General features: G+C 53.1%; 20 protein-coding genes. 3 read left to right on the top strand and 17 right to left on the bottom strand.

Annotation, left to right across the window (positions count from 1 at the left end; genetic code table 11):
* On the bottom strand, positions 1–374 hold a 374-nt coding region (locus IEY11_RS04755; RefSeq protein WP_188885953.1), incomplete at its 3' end, for an ATP-binding cassette domain-containing protein.
* A gap of 230 nt (positions 375–604) precedes the next feature.
* Complete coding sequence (locus IEY11_RS04760; protein WP_188885954.1) at positions 605–1,621, bottom strand: sugar ABC transporter substrate-binding protein; 1,017 nt, start codon at positions 1,619–1,621, stop codon at positions 605–607.
* 414 nt (positions 1,622–2,035) lie between these two features.
* Between IEY11_RS04760 and IEY11_RS04765 the strand changes: the two genes are divergently transcribed.
* Positions 2,036–2,965: a sugar phosphate isomerase/epimerase family protein gene (locus tag IEY11_RS04765; RefSeq protein WP_188885955.1), complete on the top strand. Its 930-nt coding sequence runs from the start codon at positions 2,036–2,038 to the stop codon at positions 2,963–2,965.
* 269 nt (positions 2,966–3,234) lie between these two features.
* On the opposite strand, the gene IEY11_RS04770 is transcribed toward IEY11_RS04765, so the two are convergent.
* The 3 genes from IEY11_RS04770 to IEY11_RS04780 all read right to left on the bottom strand — a co-directional run bounded on the left by IEY11_RS04770 (position 3,235) and on the right by IEY11_RS04780 (position 6,618).
* A complete protein-coding gene (locus IEY11_RS04770) occupies positions 3,235–4,602 on the bottom strand; it encodes a citrate/2-methylcitrate synthase (protein ID WP_188885956.1) in 1,368 nt (455 codons plus the stop codon).
* A gap of 486 nt (positions 4,603–5,088) precedes the next feature.
* Positions 5,089–5,715 carry a flavodoxin family protein gene (locus tag IEY11_RS04775; RefSeq protein WP_118284858.1) on the bottom strand — a complete coding sequence of 209 codons (627 nt, stop codon included), beginning with the start codon at positions 5,713–5,715 and terminating at the stop codon, positions 5,089–5,091.
* A 54-nt stretch (positions 5,716–5,769) separates the two neighbouring features.
* Positions 5,770–6,618: a YihY/virulence factor BrkB family protein gene (locus IEY11_RS04780; RefSeq protein WP_117489614.1), complete on the bottom strand. Its 849-nt coding sequence runs from the start codon at positions 6,616–6,618 to the stop codon at positions 5,770–5,772.
* 136 nt (positions 6,619–6,754) lie between these two features.
* Between IEY11_RS04780 and IEY11_RS04785 the strand changes: the two genes are divergently transcribed.
* A complete protein-coding gene (locus IEY11_RS04785; RefSeq protein ID WP_117489612.1) occupies positions 6,755–7,270 on the top strand; it encodes an SLOG family protein in 516 nt (171 codons plus the stop codon).
* Between the two features lie 250 nt (positions 7,271–7,520).
* On the opposite strand, the gene IEY11_RS04790 is transcribed toward IEY11_RS04785, so the two are convergent.
* The 4 genes from IEY11_RS04790 to pta form a co-directional block, all read right to left on the bottom strand.
* Complete coding sequence (locus IEY11_RS04790) at positions 7,521–7,919, bottom strand: hypothetical protein (RefSeq protein WP_117489610.1); 399 nt, start codon at positions 7,917–7,919, stop codon at positions 7,521–7,523.
* A 15-nt stretch (positions 7,920–7,934) separates the two neighbouring features.
* A complete protein-coding gene (locus IEY11_RS04795) occupies positions 7,935–8,333 on the bottom strand; it encodes a hypothetical protein (protein ID WP_147323780.1) in 399 nt (132 codons plus the stop codon).
* A gap of 2 nt (positions 8,334–8,335) precedes the next feature.
* Positions 8,336–8,764, bottom strand: coding sequence for a hypothetical protein (locus tag IEY11_RS04800; protein ID WP_117489606.1), 429 nt, complete (start codon positions 8,762–8,764; stop codon positions 8,336–8,338).
* Positions 8,765–8,861: 97 nt separating this feature from the next.
* Complete coding sequence (gene pta / locus IEY11_RS04805; protein WP_110436271.1) at positions 8,862–9,872, bottom strand: phosphate acetyltransferase; 1,011 nt, start codon at positions 9,870–9,872, stop codon at positions 8,862–8,864.
* Between the two features lie 271 nt (positions 9,873–10,143).
* Here pta and sigG point away from each other — a divergent pair, with 271 nt between their 5' ends.
* Positions 10,144–10,899 carry an RNA polymerase sporulation sigma factor SigG gene (sigG, locus tag IEY11_RS04810; RefSeq protein ID WP_188885957.1) on the top strand — a complete coding sequence of 252 codons (756 nt, stop codon included), beginning with the start codon at positions 10,144–10,146 and terminating at the stop codon, positions 10,897–10,899.
* Between the two features lie 56 nt (positions 10,900–10,955).
* Here sigG and IEY11_RS04815 read toward each other — a convergent pair whose 3' ends face one another.
* The 8 genes from IEY11_RS04815 to IEY11_RS04850 form a co-directional block, all read right to left on the bottom strand.
* Positions 10,956–12,083 (bottom strand): anaerobic sulfatase maturase, encoded by a 1,128-nt coding sequence (locus tag IEY11_RS04815; RefSeq protein WP_188885958.1) that lies wholly within the window; start codon positions 12,081–12,083, stop codon positions 10,956–10,958.
* Positions 12,084–12,102: 19 nt separating this feature from the next.
* Complete coding sequence (locus IEY11_RS04820; RefSeq protein ID WP_118479096.1) at positions 12,103–12,891, bottom strand: sulfite exporter TauE/SafE family protein; 789 nt, start codon at positions 12,889–12,891, stop codon at positions 12,103–12,105.
* A gap of 12 nt (positions 12,892–12,903) precedes the next feature.
* Positions 12,904–14,445, bottom strand: a complete 1,542-nt coding sequence (locus IEY11_RS04825) for a sulfatase family protein (RefSeq protein WP_188885959.1) — start codon at positions 14,443–14,445, stop codon at positions 12,904–12,906.
* A gap of 109 nt (positions 14,446–14,554) precedes the next feature.
* Positions 14,555–15,301: an ABC transporter ATP-binding protein gene (locus tag IEY11_RS04830; protein ID WP_188885960.1), complete on the bottom strand. Its 747-nt coding sequence runs from the start codon at positions 15,299–15,301 to the stop codon at positions 14,555–14,557.
* A gap of 15 nt (positions 15,302–15,316) precedes the next feature.
* Positions 15,317–16,108 carry an ABC transporter ATP-binding protein gene (locus tag IEY11_RS04835; protein ID WP_407926642.1) on the bottom strand — a complete coding sequence of 264 codons (792 nt, stop codon included), beginning with the start codon at positions 16,106–16,108 and terminating at the stop codon, positions 15,317–15,319.
* Positions 16,081–16,854: an ABC transporter permease gene (locus tag IEY11_RS04840; protein WP_118360276.1), complete on the bottom strand. Its 774-nt coding sequence runs from the start codon at positions 16,852–16,854 to the stop codon at positions 16,081–16,083. Before IEY11_RS04840 ends, IEY11_RS04835 begins: the two co-directional genes overlap by 28 nt.
* On the bottom strand, positions 16,851–17,645 hold the full coding sequence (locus tag IEY11_RS04845) for an ABC transporter permease (RefSeq protein ID WP_201309124.1): 795 nt from the start codon (positions 17,643–17,645) through the stop codon (positions 16,851–16,853). Before IEY11_RS04845 ends, IEY11_RS04840 begins: the two co-directional genes overlap by 4 nt.
* Before the next feature lie 110 nt (positions 17,646–17,755).
* Positions 17,756–18,886 carry an ABC transporter substrate-binding protein gene (locus tag IEY11_RS04850; RefSeq protein ID WP_188885962.1) on the bottom strand — a complete coding sequence of 377 codons (1,131 nt, stop codon included), beginning with the start codon at positions 18,884–18,886 and terminating at the stop codon, positions 17,756–17,758.
* Positions 18,887–18,906 lie beyond the last annotated feature (20 nt).

The raw sequence follows: 18,906 nt of genomic DNA on the forward strand, positions 1-18,906 counted from the left end.
ACTTCCTTTGCCTTTTTGTGCATGGTCGGGTAATCCAGCAGAGTACCCTTTTTAATCCACTTGTTGATGAAAATGTTGTCAGTAATGCTCAGCAGCTTCTCAATGTTAAGCTCCTGATATACGCACGCGATGCCAGCCGCTGCCGAATCGTTCGGGTCCTTAAAATGCTGCTCAACGCCGTCTACATAAATCTGACCCTCGTCTGCCTGATGTACACCAGTCAGCACCTTGATCAGCGTAGATTTGCCTGCGCCGTTCTCACCGATCAGGCCGAGGATCTCGCCCGGCTTGACGGAAAGCTGCATGTTTTTCAGAGCCACTACGCCCGGAAAACGCTTGGTCGCGTTTTTCAGTTCTACTACGTATTCACTCATTTGCATATCACCTTTTCTTCTCCGAGATGAAGTGCGGGACAAAGTAAACTGTTCTCGGTTCAGTTCCCTAAGGAAAAGCCTGCCCAGTGCAAGCTCTTTACCATTTCTTGTCCGCGGGAGCATGTTTGAAAAGAGAACCCCTGCAGAGATTAAAATCGAGCAGGGGTTTCTTCTCGTTCACTTAAATGCTGGAACTAATGGAAAACCACAAGCGTGTGGGATGGGATTGCTTAGCCGATGTAGCCCTTCAGGGTATCCAGGCGCTCCTGAGCGTTATCCTTGTTGACAACGGAGCAACCGGAGTCGATGAACTTCTCCAGCTTCTCACCGTTAACAGCCTTTACAGCAGCCTCAACTGCCTTGTAGCCCATGTCGTATGCTTCCTGAGCAACGGACATGGTCTCCTCGCCAGACAGGATAGCGTTGCAAGCGGACTGGATGCCGTCGAAGCCAACGAAGATGGTCTTCTCGTAAGCAGCGTTGCCCTTTGCAGCACGAGCAGCAGCCATAGCCATATCGTCGTTGTTGCAGACGATGATAGCGACGCCTTTCGGATGGTTCTGCATGATTGCTTCCATCGAGGTAGCAGCCTTATCAGCAACAGCGTCAGCGTACTGGATCTCGTCCTTCAGGAACTCGCCGCCAGCCTCGGTAACGCCCTTCTCATAACCGGTCAGACGAGCGGTAGCAGTGCCGTCGCCCTGTACACCGGAAATTGCGATTGCCTGAACCTTATCCCAGCCAGCAGCCTTAGCAGCCTCAACAGCAGCCTTGCCGCCCATTGCAGCAGCATCCTCGTTGCCGGTGCCTACGAAGGACAGAACCTCAGGTGCGTCGATGTTGGTATCAACAGCAACGATCGGTGCGGTCTGGCCAGCGATCAGGGTCTTAACGAGGTCAGCCTGCAGCGGAGCGATAACGAATGCATCGTATGCACCGGAGTTCAGGTCGGTCTCGATCATATTCTGCTGCTCGTCGTAAGCGGTCTCGGAGGTAGCGCCCTTAACCTCAACCTTTACGTCCGGGTTGTCCTTGGAGTAAGCCTCAGCGCCAGCCTTAACGTAGCTCCAGTACTCGGAAGCAGTCGTCTTCAGGATAACGTCAACAGAGCAGCCGGAAGTGCTGCCAGCCTTATCGCCGCCATCCTTCTGGGTGTCGTTAGCCGGGGTAGAAGAACCGCCGCCGCAAGCTGCAAGGCTTGCAACCATAGCGCCAGTCATCAGCATAGCAAGTAATCTCTTCTTCATGATAAAAACCTCTCTCCTTTTTCATACGGAGCAAACAGTCTCTCAGATTGTCTGCTCTGCGGTCGGTTCCCACTGCTGTGGGACTTAGGAACGCTCCAACGTTCTGGTAATATTTTAATGCAATCTTACTGGTTTGACAAGCCTTTCTTGTCATTTTTGTTGGAAGTGGTTAGTTCGACACTATCTTCCTTGTGCAGATTGACAGCTTTCCGCTTTGCCGTTCGAAAAACCCGTTATGTGCATTGTGCATTTTTGCAGTTTTTACGGCAATTTTCCCATAAATTCACGGTAAAATGCAGGCGGATTTGGGCATATTTTGGATAGATGTCTTGCACGAAAAGGTTACAATGTGGTAAAATTACAGTACACCGAATAAAAAGTCACCGCACCATACAAGAGAGAAGGAATGTGAAAATGAAGCTTGCTATCAAAACCTGCACGCTGGATATACCCTATGAGCAGATGCTCGACTTCTGCGTGGAGCAGAAAATTGCCGCTATTGAAATCGGCACCGGCAACTGGTCGGGTGCGCCGCACTGTGACCTCGACCTTCTGGTAAGCGACAAGACCGCCCGCGAAAAATGGTATGACGCCATGCGTAAAAAGGGACTGGAGCTGTGCGCGCTCAACTGCTCGGGCAACCCGCTCGCGTATGAAAAGGACATGGATGTAACCAAGAAAACCTTCGAGCTGGCGCATCAGCTCGGAGTAAAGAAGATCGTTATGATGAGCGGTCTGCCGGTCGGCTGCGAGGGTGATAAAACGCCGGTGTGGATCACGACCTCGTGGCCGCCCGAGACGCAGGACATTCTGGATTACCAGTGGAATCAGGTTGCGATTCCCGCATGGAAAAACCTTGTTAAGCTGGCGGAGGATTGCGGAATCGAGCGAATTGCGCTCGAAAACCACGGTATGCAGCTGGTTTACAACCCGGAAACGCTGCTCCGTCTGCGTGAGGCTGTCGGTCCGATGATCGGCATGAACCTCGATCCGTCCCACCTGTTCTGGATGGGCGGCGATCCGATCGAAGCGGCCCGCGTGCTCGGTGAGCACGGCGCGATTTACCATATTCACGGCAAGGATTCGCGGCCGGAGCGCCGCTACTGGCAGCCGAACGGCATGCTGGATACCAAGCCGATCGACGCATTTGCCCGCCGCTCGTGGAACTATGTTGCCGTCGGCGCGGGACACGATGCCAAGTGGTGGAAGGAGTTTTTCTCGGTTGTCCGCATGTCTGGCTACAACGATGAGATTTCCCTTGAAATGGAAGATTTGACGCTCTCCATGCTCGACGGTCATCTCGCCAGCCTGCAGGTGCTGCGCGAAGCGCTCAATATTGGTTAAGGCAACACCGCACCATTAAAGCCGCGGTGCTTTGCGAAAATTTTGTGTCCTGACTTTGGCTTCGGTTCCTTGCGAGAGTTCCGTCCGCGCTGCCGAAGTTTCACGGTAATACATCAAGTATTACCGCAAAACTGTGCCTCGTCAGTACGCAAAATTCACTCGCAAATCACTCTTGTTCAATTATGCGGTATTGCCTCAAATCTTATATCTATAATAACAGGTGCTGTAATTTACGCTTACAGCACCTGCTTTCTTTATTATATTAAGTCTTAGCGTTCCTTAAGAGAAATATAAGGCTCCGCAGGCTGCACGCAGCGGTACGCCGGACGGATGATCTTATCCGTGTTGATCAGCTCCTCCAGGCGATGCGCGCTCCAGCCGACGATACGCGCCATCGCGAACACCGGCGTGTACAATTCCGGCGGCAAACCCAGCATGGAATACACAAAACCTGAGTAAAAATCAACATTTGCGGACACACCCTTATAGATGTGGCGTTCCTGCGCGATAACCCGAGGCGCCACCTCCTCGACCATGGTGTACAGCGCGAAATCCGCATCTCTGCCCTTCTCGTGCGCCAGCTGACCGACGAAGGATTGGAATACCTGCGCACGCGGGTCCGAGATCGAGTACACAGCGTGGCCCATGCCGTAGATGAGTCCCTTCTGGTCAAATGCCTCACGGCGCAGCAGCTTGACAAGATAGTCCGCGACTGCCTGCTCATCCGTGGTGTCCGACACGTTTTTCTTCATATCCTCGAACATCTGCACGACCTTGTAGTTCGCTCCGCCGTGCTTCGGGCCTTTCAGTGAACCGAGCGCCGCAGAAATAGCCGAATAGGTATCCGTGCCGGAGGACGTGACAACGTGTGTTGTGAACGACGAGTTGTTGCCGCCGCCGTGCTCCATGTGCAGCACAAGCGCCAGATCGAGCACGCTGGCCTCGAGCGGCGTGTACTGCATATCCGGGCGCAGCATGCGCAGGAAGTTGGACGCAGTAGACAGACTGTCCGACGGGTAGTGAATGTACATGCTGCCGCCGCACTCGTAGTGATTGTAGGCGTGATAGGAATACACAGCCAGCATCGGAAAGACCGAAATCAGCATCAGGCACTGCCGCAGCACGTTCGGCAGGCTGATATCATCCGCGTTGCTGTCGTAGGATGCCAGCGTGAGCACACTGCGCGACAGGCTGTTCATCATATCATGCGTCGGCGCCTTCATGATAACATCGCGCGTGAAATTGGTCGGCAGCGTGCGTCCCTGTGCCAGCAGAGCCTTGAAATCGCCCAGACTCTTGGCATCCGGCAGCTCACCGAACAGCAGCAGATAGGCAACCTCCTCATAACCCTTGCGGCCGTCACGGATGAAGCCCTGCACCAGATCCTGAATGCGAATGCCGCGATAGTACAGCTCGCCCTCACAGGGCACGATTTCGCCGCCTGCCTCCTTGCGGGAGATAATGTCCGAAATGTTGGTCAGACCGGCCAGTACGCCCTGTCCATTGACGTCGCGCAGACCGCGCTTGACATCGTACTTGAGGTACAGTTCCGGATCAATGCGGCTGTTCGAGCGGCAGAGCGCCGCCAGCGCTTCCACACGCGGCGTGACCTGTAAAATATCGTGTTCCGGTGTCATGATGATTCCTCCCTTTTACTGCATTGTGTGATATATTTATTATATCAGAATCCACTCGCGTTTACATGACATTTTTTGCACAGTTCCGTTAATAATTCGTAAATTTTTTCGCATATCTCAGCAGTTACACAGGATATGCCCACCAATTTGATAAATTTATGCACAAAAAGGCACAATGAGTTTCTCATTGTGCCTCAGCTTGTCGAAAAAGCAATATTCGATTTTTATGCTTCGTGCGGCAGCACGCATTCAATCGAATTTGCTTTGCAAATTCATAAATTCCGGGAGCATGTATCTCGGAATTTATACAAGGGAAGAAAAAATGTGTCCGTAGGACGCGGTTTTTCTTCGAGATTCGCTCGAAAGCGTGGTTTCGAGCGAGAGGCTGTTCGGAAAACGAAGTTTTTCGACAGCCTCAGGCACAATGAGTTTCTCATTGTGCCTTTTCGGCCTCTGCAATTTTTGTTTAGCGGATAACCATACGGATCAGCGGATAAAGTTCATCATCGTGCGCGGACGGCTTTCCGGCGGCTCGATGCCGGCCTTGTCGATCACCTTGAGCATCCATGCGATATTGCGGCCCAGCTTCTCGATGACTTCAACGCCCTCGATATCCTGCACAGCCTCGCCCTTGTCTGCGCCGTGTACGGCGTTCCAGTAGTCCGAGGTGACGAGAACCATTTCCATGGTGTTGATCGTACCGAGCAGCTGCTGGTAGGTTTCCATGCCGCCCGAACGGCGCAGCGTACACAGTGCCGCACCGACCTTGTGCTTCAGCTGATTATCGCCGCAGCCGGCCGCCAGAATCAGGCGGTCGAGCACACACTTCATGCCGCCCGCAATGCCGCCGTGGTACACCGGAGATGCGAGCACGATGCCGTCCGCCTCAATGCACTTGGCGATGATTTCATTTACACCGTCGTCGTCCTGCACGCAGCGCAGCGTGCCGTTGTCCAGGCAGTGATAGCACGCCATGCACGGATGCACCTTCGCCCCCGGCTGACATACCTCAAACTCGATGCCCTCCTGCTCGAGCACCTTGCCGAGCACCTCGAGCATCTGCGCACAGTTGCCGCCCTTGCGCGGCGAGCCGTTGATTGCTACAACTTTCATATCCTTTTCCTCCGTGTTTTCTCTATTTTCAGTGCGCGTCCGCACCTTTTTGACTTACAAATGCTTCTGATTTTCCAATCGATACAGGCGCATGACCACCAGCGTATGATTCAGCTGCGGCCCCATCAGCAGGATCATGCTGACGATATACAGCCACAGCATCAGTACGATAATCGCCGCCAGAGAGCCGTACAGCACAGAATACCGCGCCATATTGTCCACATAAAACGAAAATCCAAGCGAGACCAGAATCCACGCTACCAGCGAGAACAGCGCCCCCGGCCACACCTCGCGGAACCTAAGGTGCAGATTGGGCACGACCTTATTGAACAGCATGAGGAACACGAAAATAAACGCGATCATCACCCAGAAGCTGGCATCGTGCAGTCCGTCCATCACAGCCGGCGGCACCGACAGATATTTCGGTACAACGCGGATGATGGTTCGTCCGGCGACGACAAGCACAAAGCTGCACACAACCGAAACAAGAAAGCCCGCCGTAATACCGAACGAAATGAGCACGTCCTTGACCATGCCGCGCGAGATTTCAACGTGGTAAATATCGTTGACCGTGCGCATCATTGAGCGCACCGCACGGGACAGGAAATACAGCGTCAGACCCAGACCGACGATCATCGGGCTGAACGACGGCGTGCTGGTCAGCTGCTGAATATAGCCGCCTATGAGCTGCTGCAGACTTTTCGGCAGCATTTCCAGCACCGGCTGCATCCCCTCGATTGACAGGTCAAGCTGTGCGAGCATGGAGTTGACGAACATCAGCAGCGGGAACATGGAAAACAGCAGAAAATACGAAAGCTCTGCCGCAGACTGCGGAATGCCGTCATCAAAAAAGCGGTAAACCATGCGCTTGATCAGATATAGCCATCGGTTTTGACCGTTCATTGCGTCCCTCCCCTGTGTCGGTAGATTTTGCTGTACTTATCATATCAGCTTTTTATCAAATTTACAACTTGCGTTTTGGCTTCATCTATTGTATACTGATAAAAATAGAACATTTGTTCTGATCGGAGGGTGTGTCATGGCGGATCTGCGTCCGGTGACCTGCTGCTTTTCCGGCTACCGAATTGAAAAAATGCCGTTCCGGAACGAGGACTGTCCCGCTGCGCGCGAGTTGTTCGCCGCACTCGATGCTGCGGTCGCAGAGGCCGCCGCTGACGGCTATACACGGTTTCTCTCCGGCATGTCCACCGGCTTTGATCTGTGGGCCGCCGAAGCTGTTCTGCGCGCGCGCGCCGCACTCCCGGTGCAGCTGCTGTGTGCTGTGCCGTTCGACGGACAGGCCGATCGGTTTCCGCTCGAGTGGAAGCGCCGGTTCAACCGCTGCCTGCTCGCCGCAGATAAGGTATACGCGCTCTCGCGGAGCTATCACGCCGGGTGCTTTGCCGCGCGCAACCGGTTTATGGTGGATGCATCGTCAAGGCTCATCTGTTACTATGATGGACGGTCAGGCGGTACCGCGCAGACCGTGCATATGGCTGAGCAGAGCGGACTGAAAATTGTAAATCTCGCAGATGGACAGCTGTCGCTGCTGTAAAAAGGACTGACCGAGACGGGCAGTCCTTTTGTTTTGCATTTGTTTGCGTATGTGTTCTCTGTAGAACGGCGGGATGGGGTCATCCCGCCGTTTCTCTCTAAATTGCACCGATTTTACTCAGCTATACACAGCATCGTAGGGGCGCACCAATGTGTGCGCCCTAAGCGAACCGCCACCTATGAAAAAGGGCGGACACATTGGTCTGCCCCTACGGTAATCTGTTCAGGTAGATTGCATCACAGCGTTGTTGTTACGAATTGCAAATTTCATCCAGCTGAGTAAGAATCTCACTGCCGTTTTTCAAATCATGCACCCAGCCGTTGCCGTTGTACACAAAATTAAGTTCACCGATATTAAGGAAGGTCGGCGTATCATTATACACCGCGATGATTTCGTAGCTGACCTTATCCATCGAGAAGCTATGCTGCGAACGCGGAACACGTTTGGCCTGCACCTGTGTCAGCGCTTCGCGCAGAGCCGTTTGATTGACCTGCTCGGTCAGTTCGGTCATATCCGCGCCATTGACGCGCCAGATACGCACGTTCCAGAAGCCGTCCATGTCCGGCATAGGCGTGTACGGCACAAGCCAAACCGCTGCTCCGACGCACACCAGTATGCCCACCAATACAAATGCGATTCGTTTTTTCATGTCGGTTCCTCCCTTTTATTGTTTATCAAGCAGCGCAAGAAGCTTCTCGCTGCCGGACAGCTTATGCACCCACGGTGACATACTTTCTGTGACCTCATACGCATAACTCGGTTCACCGAGGCTGAAACATACTGTTTTACCGCCGTATACCACCTGAATCTGATAGCAGTCTTCGCTGATGCCACGATGATAACTCGGCAGACGGCGCGCTCTGATTTGCGGCAGCAGTTCGCATACGGCGTTCGTATCGACCTGCCCGGTGATGTCCTCAGCCGTATCTCCCGCATGAACATGGAGTACCAGCACGTCCACAATCTCTGCTGTATCCGGCATAGGCGTGTACGGTACAAGCCAAACCGCTGCTCCCACACAAATCAGCACACTTATCAATGCAAATACTATCCTTCGTTTCATCGCTATCCCTCCCCTTTGTTGTAGTAGCTGTCCGCCAGCAACGTGAGCAGTTCCTCACCGCCGGACACCTTGTGCATCCACAGCGTATGACGCAATATACCGTCATACACATAATCCGGTCCACCCGGTTCGCCGAGATTGATACACATAGTTTTATCCCAGTATTTCACCTCAACGACAAAACTGCCTTCCTGTATCCCCTCAAGCCGCAGACTCGGTATACGGCGTGCCCGAATATGCGTAAGCAGTTCGCGTACGGTATCTGTATCAACCCGCTCGGTGAAATCATCAGCGTATTCTCCCCTGTCAAGCTGATACACCCGCATTTCCGTGATATTCACCGTATCCGGTATCGGCGAATACGGCACAAGCCAATATGCCCATCCAAAAATCAGAATACCTGCAATAACAGCTATAATCTTCCGTTTCATACGCTTTCCCTCCCCACTGAAAAAGCAAAATCCGCCGACATGATTGAATTTTCACGTCGGCGGATTCCTTACTTATGCAATTATGTGTGTGCTGAAATTACTTCAGGCCAGCGGTGATGATCGCCATCTGGTAAACCTCGTCAGCGTTGCAGCCGCGGGACAGATCGTTGATCGGCGCATTCAGACCCTGCAGAATCGGGCCGTAAGCAGCGTAGCCGCCCAGGCGCTGAGCGATCTTGTAGCCGATGTTGCCAGCCTCGATGGACGGGAAGATGAAGGTGTTAGCCTGGCCTGCAACCGGAGAGCCCTTGCACTTGGTAGCAGCAACAACCGGGGATACAGCAGCGTCAAACTGCAGCTCGCCGTCGATCGCCAGCTCCGGGTTCATCTCCTTAGCGTACTCGGTAGCCTCGCGGGACAGAGCAACCGTGCCGCCCTTGCCGGAGCCCTTGGTGGAGAAGGACAGAACAGCAACCTTCGGGTCGATGCCGAAAGCCTTAGCGGTGTTAGCGGTCTCGATTGCAACCTCAGCCAGCTTCTGGCTGCCCTTCAGGGTTACGTTGCCTTCCTTATCAACAGAATCCGGATAGTCGATGTTGATCGCGCAGTCGCCCATAGCCAGCTTCTCTTCTACGCCGTCCTTCTCGCGGACCAGAATAAAGCAGGAGCTTACGAGGTGTGCGCCCGGCTTGGTCTTGATCAGCTGCAGAGCCGGACGAACGGTGTCAGCGGTGGAGTAGGTAGCGCCGCCGAGCAGAGCGTCAGCCTTGCCCATCTTAACGAGCATGGTGCCGAAGTAGTTGCCCTTGGACAGTGCAGCGCGGCAGTCCTCCTCGCTCATCTTGCCCTTGCGAAGCTCTACCATCTTAGCTACCATAGCGTCCATCTCCGGGTAGGTAGCCGGATCGATGATCTCCATGCCCTCGATATCGAAGCCGCCCTTTGCAGCAGCAGCCTTTACTTCGTCAACATTGCCGACCAGGATGGAATCCATCAGGCCGTCCTTCTTCAGGCGTGCAGCCGCTTCGAGGATACGAGCGTCCGGGCCTTCGGTGAATACGATCTTGCGCTTGTCAGCCTTGAGTGCTGCAATCAGATTTTCAAACATATTGCATTCTCCTTCGTTTTCAATCGCCTGTGTGCAGTGTGACGCCACAAACAGGCATTCTCTTGAATTTATTATACACCCTTTCCCCCTATTCCCACAAGAGGGAATTTCTGATGGACGCAAAACGCTTTCTCGGTTCCATATCACAAGGCGAACGTGAAATTTGTCGAATCTCCGGCCCATGCAAAATATTTCGTCGGTATATTTGAACGGGACCGCGGGGAAAATCCAGATAGTATCCTCATAGTGACGACCAACAGGAGGGAATTTTATGCAGACAAAAGTTGAGATCTGCGGTGTGAATACATCGGGACTGCCGGTGCTCTCCGCAAAAAAGACGGACGAGCTTTTGAAAAAATCCGCTGCCGGAAACAAGCAGGCACGCGATGAACTGATCCGCGGCAATCTGCGGCTGGTGCTCAGCGTTGTTCAGCGGTTTCAGGGCCGCGGTGAATCGCCGGACGACCTGTTTCAGGTCGGATGCATCGGCCTGATGAAAGCCATCGACAATTTTAATACCGAACTCGGCGTACGCTTCTCCACCTACGCCGTACCGATGATCATCGGCGAAATCCGCCGCTACCTGCGCGACAACAGTGCCATGCGAGTCTCGCGCAGCCTGCGCGACACGGCGTACCGCGCTCTGCAGGCCAAGGAGGCGTTCATCCGCGAGCACCAGCGTGAGCCGGACATCGTGGAACTGGCCAAGCTGATGGACGTGCCGAAAGAGGAGGTCGTGTTCGCGCTCGACGCGATACTCGACCCGGTGTCGCTGTTCGAGCCGGTGTTCCACGACGGCACGGACACGGTCTGCGTGATGGATCAGGTCGGTGACACCAAAAACACGGATGACAACTGGCTGGCCGGTATTGCTCTGCGGGACGCTATGCGCAGCCTGAACGACCGCGAGCGCCGCATCATCCGGCTGCGGTTTTTCGAGGGACGCACCCAGATGGAGGTGGCACGCGAAATACACCTTTCGCCAAACAAAAGGAAGGAAGATTCCGGTCCTTTTCTTACTATATAATAAGAGCGGCAGAAAACACGAGGATAGCATATCAAAATGGTATGAGGATTTTCCTTTTACCTATACTGCATACGCTGAATGCACTCAATTGATTGTGCCAGCTGACGGAATCGCTCTGAGAAGAATTTTTTGTATGCCGTACAGTAAATATTCTGCCCGATTACGCCGTTCGGCAGGATATCTCGGTCACGGCGGCAGCCGTTGCGGCATAAACCGAACCACTGACAGGTCTTGCACTCCTCCGGTACGGCAAGCGACTGCCGAACGAATCTTTTTGCAGTCTCGCTGTTCTGCATATCAGCCAGACCAGTTTCTCCGATGTTTCCCAGCCGCCATTCATCCAACACATAAAAATCACAAGGATACACACCGCCGTCGCCCTCCACAACGAACTGCACCGAGCAGCAGCCTGCCATATTACAGGCTTCCGGCCGCTCCCCCAGAAGGATGGACAACCAGTTGTCTAGATGGCGGATGCTGATATACTCGCCGTGCCGAAGATCGTCGAACCACAGGTCGAACAGCCGCACAAGGAAATCACCATAACCGTCTGCGGTCAGCGTATAGCATGGCTCACCATCTGCCCGGTCAAACGGATCGATGCACGGAATAAACTGCAGCCATCTGAAATTCTGTTTACGGTAAAACCGATACAGCTTTTCGACCGAACGTGCATTCTGTCCGGTTACGACACACAGAATATTAAACTCAACATTGTGTTTTTTCAGCAGCCGCACGGATTGCATAACTCGATTGAACGTATCCTTTCCCTGCACATCTGTGCGATTGCGGTTATGCAGCTCTGCCGGTCCGTCCAGCGATAATCCCACCAGAAAATGGTTTTCTTTGAAGAACGCGGCCCATTCCTCATCAATCGTGTAGCCGTTGGTCTGTATGGCATTACGAATTTCCACACCCGGTTTGGCATACTGCTTTTGCAGTACCACCACCTGACGGTAAAAATCCAGGCCTGAAAGCGTTGGCTCACCGCCTTGGAACGCAAAGGAGCAGATATGCTCGGCATATTCCATGCCCGCCTGTATCACCTTTTCGATTGATTCGATTGAAAGCATTCCCTCGAACTCCTGCTCCCGGTGTGCCGCAACGTCCTTGTAAAAGCAATACTGGCACGCCATGTTGCATGCAGACGATGCAGGCTTGATCAGAATATTGATCGGCGGCATAATCACCCCTCCTCCGCTTTTATTTTAACAGAAAACGATAAATATTGCACGCGCTGAGCACCATCACCAGCAGCATGGAGCCTTCAAACAGCAGGGTTGCCTGCCGGTCGCTCAGACGTTTATTGATGCGTCCTCCGGCTTCACTGCCCAGTACGCCGCACAGCACCATACCGCACAGCAGAATAATAGATAATGTCGGAATACTGCCTGTCACCGCCGTGGTAATGATGCCAACGCTCTGGCTGATCAGAATGATGTACAGGCTGTTCTGTGCCGCCACCTTGGTCGGCATAGAGAAAAAGAAGAACAACACCGCCATATTAAACGGTCCGCCGCCAATACCGAGAAAGGTTCCCAGCATGCCCAATCCCAGTCCAATCAACACGCAGACCGCCGGATTACGCACTTGAAGCATGGTTAATCGGTCCTTGCGGATGGTATAGAGCAGCGTGGCAAACGTCGCGGTACACAACAGCGCCGCCTGTATACCGCCTGCGGTATCCGCATTTGCAAACAGACCGGCCACAGCAGAAAACAGCTGTTTTCCTGCCATACCGCCAACAGCCGCACCGATTGCCAACGGTGTTGAAATCGACAGATCAATCTGCGACTCGTGCTGCACCATCGATTTACCAACCGACCAGCACGTCATACCAAGAACCGTACACCCAGACAGAAAATTGATTTCTGTCACCTGCATAATACCGAGCGCATCCAGTGCAGGCTTGATGATCACGCCTCCGCCCATACCGCATATTTTACCGATGATACAAGCGCCGAACGCTACCAGAAAACAAATACTCTGCACCTGATCACACCCTTAGTCCTTCGCCGTCTGACGATTTGCCGCACAGGCAGTTGTCCACGTTTTCTGCGCCGGCGGATAATGATCCACCATGTACGACAGCCTACGGCGCGCCTGTTCGATCTGCTCTCGATAGGTTTCATCTGCAATGCGGTTTTCACGCTCCTGCGGATCGCGTTTCAGGTCGTAGAATTCCTCATACGGCATCTCATCCAGCTTATAGCCGAGATATTTGATGTACTTGCTGTTCTCCGTGATGATAGTCTGCCACGCATTGCTTCGACAGCCGTCTGCGCCGCGCCAATATGGTGTTGAAGTGATGGAAACGCCGTCGATACGCTCCTCGGTAAAGTCGCTTTCGCTAAAGCAAAAATCACGGACGCGCTCTTGTTCCCCACGCAGCACCGGCAGCAGTGAACGGCTCGGAATAATATCGTTATACGCCGGCCAGCTTCTGCTGAGCACCCGCTGTGCATTCAATCCTGCATAATCGAGTACAGTTGCTGCAATATCGGAAATTTCAACCGGTGCGGTGTTTTCACCAACAGGCGCTGCACCCGGCAGACGCACCGCCAGCGGAATACCAACCGACTGCTTCCACGGCACACCTTTCTGAATCATGAAGTGATCGCCCAGCATATCACCATGATCCGAGGTAAATACGATCAGCGTATCGTCCAGCATGCCTCGCTCTCGCAGCACATCCAGCGTTTCACCTATCTGATCGTCGATCAACCGAATCATCGCCTTTGCAGAACGGCGCTGACGATACAGACTCTCCTTGTCCTCATCCGAAATAATCTGTCCTTCCGGCAGGATAAAATCATCCTCCCGCTCAAGTGGAAACATATCCAGATACCGCTGCGGTGCGTCATACGGCTTGTGCGGTCCGCTGAAGGACACCATCATGTAGAACGGCAGCTCCGCCGGATGCGCGCGAAGCTGCTCGCGTGCCACACGGCCGGTAACCACGTCAATATAATCCTCCTCATCGAACGGCCACGGCAGCGCCTTATCATAGTTGTGGTTCGCTACATCGCCGTTTTTGCCGCCGCTCTGCGAGAAAAAGTCTCGTACCTGCTCGAGCATGCCCTTCTTCGCCAGATAATCACCGTAGAAGCAGTAGTTGGAAACCACCTGCTGCTTGCCTGCGGTCTCCCAGATGAAATCATAACCGTAGGACTTCTCGTCCTGTTCTCCTGCCACCGGATCCATGCCGCAGCCTCTCGGCGTAGACCACGGATAGGTCTGATTATAATGGAACTTGCCGATGCCGTAGGTCTTGTAGCCTGCACCCTGCAGGGCCTGCATAAATGTCGGTATCTGCGGGAACAGATCACCTGCCATGGTCAGCGTGCCAATCTGGCGCGGATATCGTCCCGTGATAAGCGAGGTACGCGCCGGAGAACAGATAGGATTGGTTGTATTGCAGCAAGTAAAATGGGCATGCTGTGCAATCCAGTCGATATTCGGCGTGGAAACGCAGCTGTCCGCGGCATAGCCCACATAATCTGTGCGCTGCTGATCAGTCATAAACAACAGAATATTACGCGGCATATTTTACACTCCTTTTCAGAAATATCCCCTCATACTGTTTTCCCCTTGATACCAAAACGATATCAAGGGGAAAGAAGAGAGATTGAGTGAATCGGTTTTTATTATAACATTACCACCATTTGATCAAGTCGGTGACCTTGTTGCGAAGCTCGACAAATTCCGGTGAAACGACGTCACGCGGAAGCGGCAGCGGATTGTCCAGCACGGTTTTCACCGAGGTTGGCTTGTTGGTCAGCACCATAATCTTCTGGCTGAGGTATACAGCTTCCTCAATGTTGTGAGTGATAAACAGTACGGTCGTACCCGTCTTTTTCCACAGCTTGATCAGCTCGTCCTCCAGCTTGAAGCGCAGGTCTATATCCAACTGACCATACGGCTCATCCATCAGAAGCAGCTCCGGTTTGGTTGCAAATGCACGCGCGATAGCAACGCGCTGCAGCATACTGATGGAAAGCTGACTGGGATAGTAATTTCGGAATTTGGTCAAACCGACAATATTCAGCATTTCCTCTACATTGGCATCCGCCTCCGCCTTGGGCGTTTTCTTGATTTCCAGACCGAAGCGGATATTCTGCTCCACAGTCAGCCACGGGAAGGAGGAATACTCCTGAAAAATATAGGATATATTTTGCTTTTTCGGATCGACCGGAATACCGTTTACCAGAATGTCGCCTGCCGTCGGCTCATACAGGCGAGTCAGACTGTTCAGAAAAGTAGTTTTGCCGCAGCCGGTCGGACCAACGATGCACAGGAACTCGCCTTCCTCTACTTCAAAGTTCAAATTATCCAGCACCAGAAGGTCACCGAACCTTTTGGTCAGGTTCTGCACTTTTACCTTAGGCTCTTTGTTTGCCATTGTCCGGCACCTCCTTTACAGCGTATGATCTACTACCGAATCGATCTCGCGGCGCAGCCGCAGAAATTCCGGATCGGTGTAATTACGGGGACGCGGCAGGTTGATCTCATACTCTGCCTTAACACCGGTTGGGCAGTTGCGCAGCACCAGAATGCGGTCTGCGAGGTACACTGCCTCCTCGATGTTGTTGGTTACAAAAATAACGGTGCGCTTTTCCGCCTGCCAGATGCGGGTCAGCTCATCCTGCATCAGATAACGTGTCTGTGCATCCAGATGTCCGAACGGCTCATCGAGCAGCATCACGAGCGGCTCATTGCAGTACGCACGGGCAATGCCGACACGCTGCTGCATGCCGCCTGACAGCTTGACCGGGAATGAATTTTCAAATCCCTGCAGACCGACCAGATTAATGTAATGCTGTGCCCTCTGGCGGCGTTCTTCCTTCTTGATACCGCGTACCTTAGGACCGTATTCCACGTTTCCCATAACGGTAAGCCACGGAAACAATGCCGTATTCTGAAAGACCATGCCGCGATCCGGACCGGGCCCGGTGATATCCTTGCCCATGCAGAGAACGTGCCCCGACGAGGGCATCTCAAAGCCTGCAATCAGGTTCAGGATGGTACTCTTACCGCACTGTCCGGGGCCGAACAGCACAAGGAACTCATTTTCGCGCACCTTAATATTCAAATCTCCAACGACCTGATAGCGGCCTTCCTCCGGTTTGTCGAAAAACTTATCCACACCACGGAACTCGATCAACGGCTCGTCAGCAGCCGTTACTTTCCTCTCACTGTCCATGCGCATAGCTTGGATTCAACTCCTCTCATGATGGTAGTGATGAGCAGACCGGTCAGGGCAATCGCCAGAATGCCTACCATGATCTGCGTCATATTGCCTACGTCCTGACCGCTTACGATCAGCCAGCCGACGCCTTCGGACGAGCGAATCATCTCTGCCGCTACAATGGTGGCCCATGCAGAGCCGAGTGCTACCTGCAGACCGGAGAAAATGTACGGAACCGTCGTTGGCAGTACAATGGAAGTGAACAGCTGGTTATCTTTCGCACCCAGCATACGCGCCGCACGAACCAGTGTTTCATCGACCGAGTGCACGCCGTTGTAGGTAGTCAGTGCAATGGTAAAGAAGCATGCCAGAAAAATCAAGAAATACTTGGAACCTTCACCGAAGCCGAACCATACGATAGAAAGCGGAATCCATGCAATCGGCGGAATCGGGCGGAACATCTGAATGTACGGCATCAGAATAGAATCAGCAATCTTGTACCAACCCATCACGACACCGACCAGCACACCGAGCACGCCGCCGAACGCATACGGAATCAGCATGCGGCGCAGACTAATGAGGATGTGCATAATCATAGAATGCGTACCGATCGGTACAACAAATGCCTTGCAAAAGCCTGCAATAACCGTCACCGGATCGGGCATAACCTTGCCGAGTGAGGTAAACTTAGTCGCTGCGTACCAGATACACAGAAAAACGAAAATACCGAGCACGCCATAGGCGATGCGCTTGTTGCGTTCTTTCATCCACGTCTACCTCCCTTGATGAGTTTTCTGCCGATAAACTGAATAATCGAGGACAGCACCGCACCGGTAATCGCAATGACGATCATACCGACGATGATGATATCCAGTCGAAAAATACCGCGTGCCTGCTGAATCATAAAGCCGAGACCCTTAGTAGAAGCCAGCAGCTCTGCTGCAACCAGCGTGGTCCATGCGGAGCCGAGAGCAACGTCCAGACCGGTGAAGATCATCGGCAGTGCAGACGGAATCGCTACTTTGGTCAGCAGCTCCCAGTTGCTTGCACCGAAGGTCTGACCGACCCACAGGTGCACGGTTTTTGTCTGCTTAATACCGGAATAACTGTTGATAACCATAGCGACCATCGCGGAAATAAAGATAACCAGCGCTTTGGACAGAAAACCGATGCCGACCAGCGTTACCATAACCGAAGTCCATGCAATGCCGGGAATGGTACGAACCAGATCGAATACCGGACGAACTAGTATATCCACCTTGTCGTTCCACGCCATGAAGATACCGAGCGGGATGCCGATGATCGCACCAATTAAATAGCCGCCGAGTGCAACCTGAAGGCTGGCACCAAGATGCTGCAGCAGCGTTGCGCCGTCCGGCTTGGTCTCAAACCATTTTTTCACAAACGTAGAGGCAACCTTTACCGGAGAAGGCAGTGCATTCGATCGGAAAATACCCAGTCCGTCCGTTACCAGCCACCATACAAAAATGCCTGCGCAGATCGACGCAATACTGATGAACAGGTACTTATTGATCTGCAGTTTTTTCTTTTCTTGCATATGCTCCTCTCCTTTGACCGCCTTATTTTTCCTTATTCTGTAATTTTCGCCCATTTCAGGGTACAGAAAAGGAAGCCCATGGAGCATGGGCTCCCTTATCTTCCAGTATGTTATTTCAGGGTTGCTGCCTTTACGGTGATGCCGAGTGCATCCTGCAGCGGATTGACATTGATTGCTTCCTCAATATTGGCAACCTGATCCTCTTCAATCGTGCCGATGGAGGCGAAGAAATCACCTACCTGCAGCAGACCGGAACCGAGATAATAATCCGAAGCCTCATAATCGGACGGAACAACGAACGGACGAATTTCGGTCTCGGTCTTAACGTCGTTTTCGTCAGCCGGCTTGCCGTTCTCCGAATAGAACTTGAGTGCAAACTCGTTGCGCAGATCCGGATCAGCCTGCAGTTCCTCAGCTGCCTTGCACATGCCCTGCAGGAACAGCACCACATCATCGTAACGGTCTGCCAAAATGTCCTTGCGGGCCAGGAAACCGTTCTTGAACTCGGTGTCCGTTGCTTCCATGCAGTCTGCAACCTCTACCATGTTGTTCGATTCCATCATGTTGCAGTAGTCAACATCGGTGGCAACAAATACGTCGCCTTCACCGGTCAGAATCGCCTGTGCAGCTGCTGCGCGATCCATGTTCAGATATTCGTAATCCGAACCCGCCGTTAGGCCAAACTGTGCAAAGTACGAGTTTGCAATCCACTGCTCCATCGTGGAGGTAGGACCGAGAACGGTCAGGCCCTTCAGTGTATCTGCACTGCCGTACATATCCGGCTTGCCGGAAATCTCGCCCTTGTGATCGAGCACCGGACTGTCCTTGCGGACATAAACCTTTGCAGTGATCGAGCCGCTGTCCGACTCTGCGATCCAGTCGCACAGGCCGGAAGCCGTCGAGTAAACCGATGCCAGGCCATTGGAAGCCACATCAAGCTGTTCTGCTGCCAAGCCCTCATTCTCCGGAGAACCGTTCGGGAACATGATCAGGTTGACATCCAAACCCAGATCATCGAAATAACCCTTCTCCTCTGCATAAACTGTGGGAATAGAAATGATGTTGGACTGAACACCAACATTCAGGGTTTTGCCGGAAGCGGTAAACGTGCCATCACCCGAGCCGCCGGGAGCGGAACCCGAGCCTCCGCCGGAGGAGGAACCGCCGCCGCACGCGGTCAGACCGGTCATTACAGTTGCTGCCAGAAGCATTGCGATCGCTCTTTTGTATCCGTGTTTCATTTTTTCAACCTCCCTTGATT

It is taken from the genome of Butyricicoccus faecihominis (genome assembly GCF_014648015.1).
GTDB lineage: Bacteria > Bacillota > Clostridia > Oscillospirales > Butyricicoccaceae > Agathobaculum > Agathobaculum butyriciproducens.

Excerpts from the sequence above, each read along its gene's own strand:
- IEY11_RS04780 (WP_117489614.1), bottom strand. The coding sequence starts at position 6,618 with ATGAACGGTCAAAACCGATGGCTATATCTGATCAAGCGCATGGTTTAC.
- IEY11_RS04835 (WP_407926642.1), bottom strand. The coding sequence starts at position 16,108 with ATGCGCATGGACAGTGAGAGGAAAGTAACGGCTGCTGACGAGCCGTTG.
- IEY11_RS04830 (WP_188885960.1), bottom strand. The coding sequence starts at position 15,301 with ATGGCAAACAAAGAGCCTAAGGTAAAAGTGCAGAACCTGACCAAAAGG.
- IEY11_RS04845 (WP_201309124.1), bottom strand. The coding sequence starts at position 17,645 with ATGCAAGAAAAGAAAAAACTGCAGATCAATAAGTACCTGTTCATCAGT.
- IEY11_RS04825 (WP_188885959.1), bottom strand. The coding sequence starts at position 14,445 with ATGCCGCGTAATATTCTGTTGTTTATGACTGATCAGCAGCGCACAGAT.
- IEY11_RS04850 (WP_188885962.1), bottom strand. The coding sequence starts at position 18,886 with ATGAAACACGGATACAAAAGAGCGATCGCAATGCTTCTGGCAGCAACT.
- IEY11_RS04790 (WP_117489610.1), bottom strand. The coding sequence starts at position 7,919 with ATGAAAAAACGAATCGCATTTGTATTGGTGGGCATACTGGTGTGCGTC.
- IEY11_RS04800 (WP_117489606.1), bottom strand. The coding sequence starts at position 8,764 with ATGAAACGGAAGATTATAGCTGTTATTGCAGGTATTCTGATTTTTGGA.
- pta (WP_110436271.1), bottom strand. The coding sequence starts at position 9,872 with ATGTTTGAAAATCTGATTGCAGCACTCAAGGCTGACAAGCGCAAGATC.
- sigG (WP_188885957.1), top strand. The coding sequence starts at position 10,144 with ATGCAGACAAAAGTTGAGATCTGCGGTGTGAATACATCGGGACTGCCG.
- IEY11_RS04785 (WP_117489612.1), top strand. The coding sequence starts at position 6,755 with ATGGCGGATCTGCGTCCGGTGACCTGCTGCTTTTCCGGCTACCGAATT.
- IEY11_RS04795 (WP_147323780.1), bottom strand. The coding sequence starts at position 8,333 with ATGAAACGAAGGATAGTATTTGCATTGATAAGTGTGCTGATTTGTGTG.
- IEY11_RS04840 (WP_118360276.1), bottom strand. The coding sequence starts at position 16,854 with ATGAAAGAACGCAACAAGCGCATCGCCTATGGCGTGCTCGGTATTTTC.
- IEY11_RS04775 (WP_118284858.1), bottom strand. The coding sequence starts at position 5,715 with ATGAAAGTTGTAGCAATCAACGGCTCGCCGCGCAAGGGCGGCAACTGT.
- IEY11_RS04765 (WP_188885955.1), top strand. The coding sequence starts at position 2,036 with ATGAAGCTTGCTATCAAAACCTGCACGCTGGATATACCCTATGAGCAG.
- IEY11_RS04770 (WP_188885956.1), bottom strand. The coding sequence starts at position 4,602 with ATGACACCGGAACACGATATTTTACAGGTCACGCCGCGTGTGGAAGCG.
- IEY11_RS04760 (WP_188885954.1), bottom strand. The coding sequence starts at position 1,621 with ATGAAGAAGAGATTACTTGCTATGCTGATGACTGGCGCTATGGTTGCA.
- IEY11_RS04815 (WP_188885958.1), bottom strand. The coding sequence starts at position 12,083 with ATGCCGCCGATCAATATTCTGATCAAGCCTGCATCGTCTGCATGCAAC.